Source organism: Clostridium sp. (genome assembly GCF_051650885.1).
In the GTDB taxonomy this organism is placed as follows: Bacteria; Bacillota; Clostridia; order Clostridiales; family Clostridiaceae; genus Clostridium.
In genome coordinates this window covers 1-9961 of record NZ_JBOFRG010000251.1, presented here as the reverse complement: position 1 = coordinate 9961, position 9961 = coordinate 1, and the positions used below count along the sequence as shown (strand labels likewise).

The window sequence follows — 9961 nt, the reverse complement described above, 5'->3', positions numbered from 1 at the left end:
TAACAAATGCACCATACGATAAGTTTGTAACTATGACAAAAGAATATTCAAGTGAAACATACACAGATGGATTACAAGCTGCTAAAGTTGAATCGGCTTATTATAACAATTCAGGAATATTTCCAGATATAAAAGAAACATTAAATAATATAAAAACAAGATTAAATGATGTAAAAGATACAGAGGCTAATGAATATAAAACTGCATTAAATAATTATAATAATGAAGAAGAATTGCTAGAATTATTAAGTAATCCAAGTGGTAATTTTGAAAATTATAGAGAAAGTATTTATAAAAGAGAAAAAAATAATTAAAAACAGTCAGAACTCTGGCTGTTTTTTTGTTATGCAATTGTAAGATTAGAATAATTAAAATGTAATTTAAAGTTTATATACTAAGGGTAAGAAATAAGTGAGTGGAGTGAAGAGAAACATGGAAACTGTATTAAAGTTAAGAGATGTAACAAAAGTGATAGATAAAGCTACAATAGTTGAAAATATAAATTTTGATGTACAAAAAGGTGAGATATTTGGATTTCTAGGGCCAAATGGAGCAGGAAAAACAACTACAATAAAAATGATTACGGGATTATATAAGATAACTAATGGCGAGATTTTTATAAATGGAATAGATGTTAGAAGAGATTTTGAAAAAGCATTAGAAGGTGTTGGTGGAATTATTGAAAATCCAGAGATGTATGGATATTTATCTGGAATAGATAACTTAAAGTTGTATGCTAATATGCATGATAATGTAACAAAAGAAAGAATAGATGAAGTTGTAAGATTAGTTAAATTAGAAAAAAGAATTCATGACAAGGTGAAGAAATATTCTTTAGGAATGAAGCAGAGATTAGGACTTGCACAAGCATTACTTCATAAGCCAAAGCTTTTAATATTAGATGAACCGACAAATGGATTAGACCCAATGGGAATAAAAGAACTTAGAGAGATGCTAAGAAAAATTGCTGATGAAGAAGGCATTGGAGTATTAGTTTCTAGTCATATGTTAGGTGAGATGGAACTTATGTGTGATAGATATGGAATTATAGATGATGGGAAAATGATTGGAATAAGAAATAAAGGTGAACTTAAAGGTAAAAGTTTAGAAGAAGAATTTATTAATATGACAATGGGGTCAAAAGGACAAATAAGATAGGGGGATGAAGATGAATAAATTTATAAAGATAACAAAAAATGAATTAACAAAGCAATTCAAGAAAAAAAGTATAGTAATAATGTTAATTATGATAATGTCTATTGGAATTATCTTTCCTGTGGCAACAAAGTTTTTAAAGAATTCTAATGCGAATTCAAATACATCAACTATGATGAATAGCGAAGGAGAAGGAGTAACTAGTGGAAAAACTGATAAAGAAAAAATAAATAATTTAGTGGCACAAGGCTACAATAAATATAATGAACTTTATGTAGAGGGGAATTTAGAGCCAAATGATTGGAGAGCAGGAACGTTACAAAAGCTTCAAGGGGATTATACAACATTATTATTTTTAGAGGCAATACAAGATGGTTTAAGCAAAGAGGCAGTGTTAAAAAATGGTGTAAATATTGATTTAGATTATTTAGAAAGAGGATTAGTTTCAGAGCAAGAGTTAGTAAAGGTAATTGGAGAATTAAAAAAGGAAGTAAGTATAGAAGAAGATATAATACTGAATAAAAATTATATAGAATTTTTAAAGGTAGAAATTAAATCGAAAAATGAATACTTAAATAGAATGGAAAAAGAAAAAAATGAAATATCTAATAGTAATGATAAAGAAGAGCTAAAAAATTTAGATAAAACTATAAAAGATACAGAAGAACAAATTCAAATTTATAAATATAGATTGGATAATAAAATAGATTTTTCTAAAGAAAATTGGAAAAATAAAACCTTATTAAATATTGAAGAAATAAATGAAGAACTTAATAGAGGAATGTTATCAGAAAAAGAGTTTAGATTTGAGTCAAATATGAAAATGTCATATGAAGATTATGTAGCAAACTATAATAGAACAAAAGAAAAGTTAGAAAATGAAAAAGCTTTAGATTGGTACAGCTTAAAAAATGATATTCCACAGATGCAATTTAAAACTGATGCAAGAACAATAGTCGATTTTGGATATAATATATTTGTAGTATTAAGCATATTTGTAGTAATTTTAATTGGTGGAGGAATAGTTGCAAGTGAATTCTCACAAGGAACTATAAGATTATTAGCTATAAGACCAATAAAAAGAGGAAAGATATTACTTGCAAAACTTACTGCATTATTAATAATAGGATTTGGGATAATATTTGCAGGAACACTTATGTTAGGAATTACTAGTGGGATACTATATGGGTTTGGAAGTTATGGTGTAGATATTTTAGAAGTAACAGCTAAAGGAATTACAGAAACAAGCTTTATAGTATTTTTATTAAAGAATATTTTAATATCAAGTGGAAGCCTAATATTTATGGCAGGATTAGTATTCTTCTTATCAACAACTATAAAAAATGCATCAGTAGCAGTGTTAGTCGGAACTGTAACATATTTAGGAGCAATGCCAATAACTATAGGACTTGCAACACTTGGGGCTAAATGGATGGCATTTACACCAATTCCTTATATAAATGAAAGTATAATAAATATAGTTCCATTTTTTAAAGAAATAATAAATGTATATGCAGGTATAGAGTTAAATCCTATGTTTGGATTTACTATATTAACGGCTTTAGGGATAGGATTAACAATAGTAAGTTATATGGTATTTAGTAAAAAAGATATAAAAAATTAGAAAATTTGGGGGTTGATTCAATCAACCTCTACTTTTTTTAGAAAAAAAATTGATATAGTATATTAGTTAGGATGTGATAAAGTGGAAAAAATAGTTATTAAAAGTTTAAGTAAATATTATGGAAAAGAAAAAAATAAGGTAATTGCATTAGATGAAATTAGTTTAAAAATAAAAAAAGGTGAATTTATAGCAATAGTAGGGGCATCAGGGTCAGGAAAAAGTACTCTTTTACATATGATAGGTGGAGTTGATAAACCTACCAGTGGAGAAGTGATAATAGATGATATAGATATAACTAAATTAAATGAAAGGGAATTAGCATTATTTAGATTAAGAAAAATAGGGTTCGTATTTCAACGATTTAATTTGATTTCAGTTTTATCAGTAGAAGAAAATATTGAAATGCCATGTCTTTTAGATGATGAAAATATAGATGAAATTTATAAGGAAGAATTATTAACTATGCTAGGAATAAAAGATAAGAGAGATTCTATGATAGATGAATTATCAGGTGGGCAGATGCAAAGAGTAGCAATAGGAAGAGCACTTGCAAATAAGCCAGAAATAATTTTAGCAGATGAACCAACAGGAAATTTAGATTCTAATAACGCAATGGAAGTATTAGAATTATTAAAATATTCAGCAAGAAAATATAATCAAACACTTATTGTAATAACACATGATGAAAAAATAGCATTAGAAGCAGATAGAATTTTTATTATAAAAGAAGGAACACTTAAAGAAAAAATCTAAGGAAAGGGTGCTAAGGATTTGAAGAAGTATGATTATATTATAAAAGCCTACACGAAAAAATATAAAAGACAAAAAATATACACAATAGTGGGTTTAGTATTAGCATGTATATTATTCACAACCATATCTTATGTATTATCAATAGAAAAAGAGATTAGGGCGAATGAAGTATATCAAAATATAGGATATTACGATATAGCAGTACAGAATGTAAATGAAAATACTAAATATAAATTAGAAAATAATATTTATGTAGAAGGAACAGCAGAAATAAAAGAAAAAACAGGGGCAGAAATTTCAAACACTAATAAAAATATAGATTTATATAGTGTGAAAAATGAAACTATAGAAAGAATATTTAAAAATCAAGTTAAATTAATAAAGGGAAAATTACCTTTAAATAATAATGAAGTTATATTAGCTAAAAATGCTTTAGATAATTTAAATGAAAATATAGGTGGAAAAATAACTATAGATAATAAGAGCTATAAAATAGTTGGAGTGTATAAAGAAAGGGACGGATACAGTACACATATGACTATAGGTGAAGGAATAACAGATGAAGGATTAGAGACTTATAATCAAACATATATGATTATAAAATTTAAAAGTGGAATACAGTCAAAAGAAATAATGAAAATAATAAAAATGGATAAGTTGAATTTATTAAGAGATAATTATGACTATAACTTGAAAATAGAAGAAATTATAGGAAGAACAGCTATAGGTGTAATTAGTATACTTTCAACAATTATTCTTATGTATGGAAGTATAAATGTTGGAATGATAAAAAAAGAAAAATATTATTCATTATTAAGATGTATAGGAATAACAAAGAATAAATTGATATATCTAATACTAAAAGAAAATCTGATTTTAGGAGCAGTTTCAATTCCTCTAGGAGTATTTCTAGGATATATTTTTGTAAGCTGTAATAAAGTAGCTATAGCAAAATTATTAAGTTATGGAATAGTAAATGAAAGTATTATAGAGGGAATACATTTAAATGAAGGGGTAATTCTTCAAGGAATAGTTATAGGAGTATGTATGTTATTGATATCATCAATATTACCTATAATAAGGTTAACTAAAAAAACTCCAATTGAAGGATTGAAAGAGATAAAGATTAAAAAAAATAGAAAGAATAAGATATTAAAAAAATTAAGTTATAATAGCTACTTAGCATATAGAAATGTAAGGCGAAATAAAAGGCGATTTAGATTATCTATAATAGCTTTATCAGGGATTGGAATAGCTTTTTCACTAATAAGTGGATATTATTATTTTGCTAAGAAATATAATAATTTAGAGGGAAAGAGTTTAAATGGAAACATAGTAGGCTTTGTAGATAATGATAGTGGTGGAAAAGTAAATGAGTTAGAAAATTATATAGTGAGTATAGTTAAAGATAAGGCAAAAGTTATGACTACAAAGAAAGTAGGAGATGAAAGGGACTATTCAGATTTTATTGAAATAAATTTTGATGTTAATAATCTAAATGAAGAGGAACTTCAAAATATTAAAAATAAAGCAGAAAACTTGAATCTAAGTTTTATAAATAAAAAGTTAGAGAATGAAAATGAAAATAATTACTTAAATGCATTAATTAAGTCAATTTACTTAGTATTAGGTGGAATATTATTAACTATGATTATAAATATGATAAATAGTAATTATGCCAATATGGAACTAAGGAAAAAAGAGTTTGCGAGTATTATCTCAATGGGAGCAGAAAAGAAAAGGTTAAAAAGAATATTAATGTTAGAAGGGGTTATTACGTGGGGAATAGCAGGAATAATAACAAGTGTAATTTCGATAATAGGAATTATAGGGATAAATATAGCTTTTAATATGCAAGGGGTAAGAATAGAAGGATATACTCCATATTTAATAATGATATTAGGGGTATGCTTGATGCTACCATTAAATTTAATTATAACTTTATTGCCATTTAGAGGTTTAAAAATAGATAATTTAGCAAAACTCATGAAGGAGGAATAAGAAAATGAATGTTTTATTAGTTGAAGATGATAGAGCAGTGGCTCTTGCAGTTATATATAGTTTAAAGAAGGAAGGGTTTAATGTTACACATGCAAAGAATTTAAAGGAGGCAAGAACATTATTAACAGATGAAATTGAATTTGTATTGCTTGATTTAATGCTTCCAGATGGTGATGGATATGAGCTTTGTATAGAAATAAGAGAAAGTAAAAATGATGTACCAATAATTTTTATGACAGCATGTGATGAAGAGGAAAATGTTATTTTAGGATTAGACTTAGGAGCAGATGATTATGTTTCAAAACCGGTGAAAATAAAAATGCTAATTTCTAGAATGAATGCTGTGATGAGACGAAAAGGAAAGGGAAAAAAAGAAACAAAAAAAGAGGGATATGAAAGTGAAGATATCAAAGTAGAAGTTTTAGCACATATTGTAAAGAAAAAAGGTGAAGAGATAAATCTTACACTAACAGAATATAAGTTATTAGTGATGCTTTTAGAAAATGCACCAAATGTCTTAACTAGAAATGTTATCTTAGAAAGATTATGGGACACAGATGGAAACTTTATAGATGCAAATGCATTAAGCGTTTATATGAAGAGGTTAAGAGAAAAAATTGAAGAGGATAGTAAAAATCCAAAATACATTTTAACAGTAAGAGGTGTAGGTTACAAATGGGGTTCTAAGGTGGTGAAAAGTTAATGGGAAGCTTTTTATACAAGGATGAAAGAAGTAAGTTAATAATATTTTTAGTAGGCATAGTAGTAATTCAAGGAATAGTATTTTCAGGCATAACAAAAATGATACTAAGTAGAATGAATGAAAGATATATAAATAAAAGCTATGACATAGTAAGCGTAGTAAGCAATAATGATAAAGAATTAGTGAAAAAAGTGATTCCTATAATAGTAGGGAAAGAAACTGTTAATAATGATGTAGGAAGGCAGATATTACAAAAATATTCTTATGATAATAATCTTTCATACAAATATAATCCATTAACAGAAAATATCAATTATAGTAAGTTTATAGTGATTTCTGTAATAATAATATCTCTAATTGGAATAATAGGAATATTTTTAATTTTAAAACCTTTGTTTAAGGATATAAATTATCTTAAAAATAGAGCAGATGAGATAGTAGAGAATAGAAATAAAAAAGAAGATAGAAGACAGGGAACTTCAAGGGCAGGAACACTAGATAAATTATTTCATAAGTTTAATTTAATGGAAGATAGAATTGAAAATAACATAGTTTTATTGAAAGATGAAAAAATTAATTTGAAAAATATAATAAATGATATAAGTCATCAGTTAAAGACACCCATTACTGCATTAACTATGTATAATGATATACTGATAGACCATAAAGAGATGGATTCAGAGGATATAGATACATTTTTAATATCATCAAAAGAACAGTTAGAGAGAATGGAATGGCTAGTATTAACACTTTTAAAGTATGCTAGATTAGAAAGTAATGTTGTAAAGTATAATAAAGAAGAATTAGATTTAAACATAACTATAGAAGAGGCAATAGAGCCTTTAAAAATAAAAGCAGAAGAAAAGAAACAATTATTAATTTACAGTGGAACAGAATCTACAGTATATAATCATGATAGAAATTGGTTAGGTGAGGCTATTAGTAATATTGTAAAAAATGCAATAGAGCATACAGGGATTGAAGGACTGGTAGAAGTAAGTTTAGAAGAAACAGAGATATATGATTTAATAAAGATAAAAGATAATGGAAATGGAATAGAAAAAAGTGAACTAAAGAAAATATTTAAAAGATTTTATAAAGGTGAGTCATCAACAAATCCCACAAGTATAGGAATAGGTTTATGTTTAAGTAAAATTATAGTGAATAATCATAATGGAGATATAAGTGTGGAAAGTGAAGTAGGAAGAGGAACCACATTTTATATAAAATTATTAAAAACAGTATAAGAAGTGTAAAAAAGAAAATACGAGAGTATTTTCTTTTTTAGTATTAATATGAATAATTATGAAAAAGAAAAAATAAAATGGAATAAAGGGGTGAGGTTATGAGATATGTATCAGGAAAGGTTGGGGGAAATGAATCTTTAGAGTATGCTAAAAATATACTTAATAAAATAAATGAAGTGGAAAGCTTTGAAATTTTTAATGATGAAAGAACACCTTATTATGAGGATTTTGGAATAGAGAAATATTACTATAATTTTATAGTTAGAGATATTGAAAAAAATGAAGTGTGGTTTGATACGAATTGTGGATATAGAGGAAGTAAGCCAAGCATAACAGAGCAAATTCTTCAATTGCTTGGAGCAAGAGAAGATTATGGTGTATATAGAGAAAAGAAAATAAATGAAAAAAGTGTAAGGCTAGTTCATGATGCAAATATAATGGTAATTCTTTATGATAAAGTGAAAAATATAAAAAAGAAGTTGATGTTAGTTAAAATAAAGCCTAATACTGCAAAAGATAGATATAATTCATTAATAGCATTAAAAAATATTGGAAGTATTAGTGCTTATGAAGAAAAAAAGGGTGAGTATGAAAAAGAGTTTAAAAATACTTATAATGATAAAAGCTTTGGGGAAAATAAGGTTAATGTGGTATTAGCATTAAGTAATGAATTGATAGGAATTGATATAGAGAGTATGGAAAAAGTTATAAAAACAATTATATACAAAAATATAGGAAGAGCTATGGAGATAGAGATAAGAAGATTATGATGCTGGTTCAAAATTTTAAAATACAAAAATAAGAGACAAGCTTAATTTAGATTGTCTCTTATTTAAAAATCATCAAAGGAGTAATATATACTAGTTAAATAAATAAAGAAATGTTACAATATATCTTATTAAATTGAAATGGAGAAAAATTATGAAAAACAAAAATATGGAAATGATGAAGAAATTAATAGAAGAGAAAAAAGCAAAAACTAAAGAAAAAGAAAAAAGAAGAATTCCTAATAGATATGGAAATCAAAGTGCTGGTTCAGGAAAGTTAAATGGTACAGGATACAGTGAATAAGAATTTAGAGATGATGAAAAAACTAATAGAAGAAAAGAAGAATAAGGGAAAAAGCACTAAAAATACCTCAAAAGCTAATAAAGTTATTGGTAGTGGTGCATCTAAAGGTGTTAAAGTAGGAAATGGTGGAGGACTTTTTGATAAATAATTTATTTATTATGAATAAAAGTTTGAGGATTTACATAAGATAATAGTGTAAACTCGTTAATACATAAAGACCACTTTGGTGAGCGGACTTTTAAAAGTCTGTTTTCCACAGTGGTTTTTTATTTAAATGAATAAGTAAAGCTAAAAAACAAATAATAGTAGAGATAGAAAATTTGTGTTTTTTTATGATGTAGTATAGAATATAGAGAATTAACCATAATTTACTTTAGGAGTGAACAAATGAAAAAAAATAAAGTGATTAACTTAGTAAAGTTTATAGTGCTTATATTAATATTAGGGATAGCTATTTCAATTTTAATAAAAAATAGACATTTTCTAATGAATTTAAAAGTAAGTACAATAATAAATTTTGCAGAATCAGCAAATACAAAATTTTATGCAATATTAATAACCCTTGTAATATTTTTAATTAAACCTATTTTTGTAATTATACCAAGTAATATTATAGTAATAGCAAATGGACTTATATTTGGACCAATTGAAGGGTTCATTATTAGTATGGTAGGATATTTTATTTCAAGCACAATTGGATTTTATTTAGCAAGACTGCTTGGGCAAGACTTTATAGAAGGAATTGCAGGAAAAAAATTAAGCAATATTCAAGATAAATTAGAAAAAAGACAGTTTTTAATAATGTTTTCTTTAAGAATGATACCTGTAATGCCATTAGATCCTGTAAGTTATGCTTGTGGATTATCAAGTGTTTCATATAAAAAGTTTATATTAGCTACACTTTTAGGAACAGCACCAGAAACTTTATGTTATGCTTTTTTAGGAAAAAACTTTGATAAGCCTTTTTCGCCAGCATTTATAATACCAATAGTATTGCTTGTAGTAGCACTTGTAAGTTCAAGATTTATACTTAAAAAAATAAATATAAAAGAAAAGTAATACAATCCCCGCAGTCTTTGTGGGGATATTTTTTATCTTTCAATTTTGTAAGGTAAGTGAAAGTTAAATCGATATTAAAAGAGAAGAGGATATATTACAATAAATACATAAGATATGAAAAAGGAGCGAGATTATGGCAATATTAAATGTAAGAGATGTTGAGAAATACTATGGAAATAAGAAAAATGTAACAAAAGCACTAAAGGGGATAAGCTTTGAAGTTGAAGAGGGAGAATTTGTTTCTATAATGGGAGCATCAGGATCAGGTAAAACTACACTTCTAAACTGTATATCGACTATTGATAAAATAACAACAGGAAAAATAATTTTAGAAAATGAAGATATAAG

12 protein-coding genes are annotated in these 9961 nt (G+C 26.2%); all 12 read left to right on the top strand.

The genetic code is table 11. The features are described from left to right. The coding region (locus ACRC28_RS11950) for a hypothetical protein (protein WP_438543671.1) at positions 1-314 on the top strand (314 nt) is incomplete at its 5' end. Between the two features lie 118 nt (positions 315-432). Next, positions 433-1158 carry an ABC transporter ATP-binding protein gene (locus tag ACRC28_RS11945; RefSeq protein WP_438543670.1) on the top strand — a complete coding sequence of 242 codons (726 nt, stop codon included), beginning with the start codon at positions 433-435 and terminating at the stop codon, positions 1156-1158. A gap of 10 nt (positions 1159-1168) precedes the next feature. Beyond that, complete coding sequence (locus ACRC28_RS11940; RefSeq protein WP_438543669.1) at positions 1169-2779, top strand: ABC transporter permease; 1611 nt, start codon at positions 1169-1171, stop codon at positions 2777-2779. A gap of 81 nt (positions 2780-2860) precedes the next feature. Next, positions 2861-3532 (top strand): ABC transporter ATP-binding protein, encoded by a 672-nt coding sequence (locus ACRC28_RS11935; protein WP_438543668.1) that lies wholly within the window; start codon positions 2861-2863, stop codon positions 3530-3532. 18 nt (positions 3533-3550) lie between these two features. Next, the gene (locus tag ACRC28_RS11930; RefSeq protein ID WP_438543667.1) at positions 3551-5533 is read left to right on the top strand and encodes an FtsX-like permease family protein; all 1983 of its coding nucleotides are present in this window, start codon (positions 3551-3553) and stop codon (positions 5531-5533) included. A 4-nt stretch (positions 5534-5537) separates the two neighbouring features. After that, a complete protein-coding gene (locus tag ACRC28_RS11925; RefSeq protein WP_438543666.1) occupies positions 5538-6236 on the top strand; it encodes a response regulator transcription factor in 699 nt (232 codons plus the stop codon). Further along, on the top strand, positions 6236-7483 hold the full coding sequence (locus ACRC28_RS11920) for a sensor histidine kinase (protein ID WP_438543665.1): 1248 nt from the start codon (positions 6236-6238) through the stop codon (positions 7481-7483). Before ACRC28_RS11925 ends, ACRC28_RS11920 begins: the two co-directional genes overlap by 1 nt. Positions 7484-7581: 98 nt before the next feature. Continuing rightward, complete coding sequence (locus tag ACRC28_RS11915) at positions 7582-8253, top strand: hypothetical protein (RefSeq protein WP_438543664.1); 672 nt, start codon at positions 7582-7584, stop codon at positions 8251-8253. 151 nt (positions 8254-8404) lie between these two features. Beyond that, positions 8405-8554, top strand: a complete 150-nt coding sequence (locus ACRC28_RS11910; protein WP_438543663.1) for a hypothetical protein — start codon at positions 8405-8407, stop codon at positions 8552-8554. Next, complete coding sequence (locus tag ACRC28_RS11905; RefSeq protein WP_438543662.1) at positions 8547-8702, top strand: hypothetical protein; 156 nt, start codon at positions 8547-8549, stop codon at positions 8700-8702. The genes ACRC28_RS11910 and ACRC28_RS11905 overlap by 8 nt, the downstream gene beginning before the upstream one ends. A gap of 239 nt (positions 8703-8941) precedes the next feature. Then, positions 8942-9613: a TVP38/TMEM64 family protein gene (locus ACRC28_RS11900; protein WP_438543661.1), complete on the top strand. Its 672-nt coding sequence runs from the start codon at positions 8942-8944 to the stop codon at positions 9611-9613. 130 nt (positions 9614-9743) lie between these two features. Beyond that, positions 9744-9961: ATP-binding cassette domain-containing protein (locus tag ACRC28_RS11895; RefSeq protein ID WP_438543672.1), on the top strand; the 218-nt coding region annotated here is incomplete at its 3' end.

What these genes read in the sequence shown, in the direction of transcription:
- ACRC28_RS11945 (WP_438543670.1), top strand. Translation starts at nt 433, where the DNA reads ATGGAAACTGTATTAAAGTTAAGAGATGTAACAAAAGTGATAGATAAA.
- ACRC28_RS11940 (WP_438543669.1), top strand. Translation starts at nt 1,169, where the DNA reads ATGAATAAATTTATAAAGATAACAAAAAATGAATTAACAAAGCAATTC.
- ACRC28_RS11925 (WP_438543666.1), top strand. Translation starts at nt 5,538, where the DNA reads ATGAATGTTTTATTAGTTGAAGATGATAGAGCAGTGGCTCTTGCAGTT.
- ACRC28_RS11920 (WP_438543665.1), top strand. Translation starts at nt 6,236, where the DNA reads ATGGGAAGCTTTTTATACAAGGATGAAAGAAGTAAGTTAATAATATTT.
- ACRC28_RS11915 (WP_438543664.1), top strand. Translation starts at nt 7,582, where the DNA reads ATGAGATATGTATCAGGAAAGGTTGGGGGAAATGAATCTTTAGAGTAT.
- ACRC28_RS11910 (WP_438543663.1), top strand. Translation starts at nt 8,405, where the DNA reads ATGAAAAACAAAAATATGGAAATGATGAAGAAATTAATAGAAGAGAAA.
- ACRC28_RS11900 (WP_438543661.1), top strand. Translation starts at nt 8,942, where the DNA reads ATGAAAAAAAATAAAGTGATTAACTTAGTAAAGTTTATAGTGCTTATA.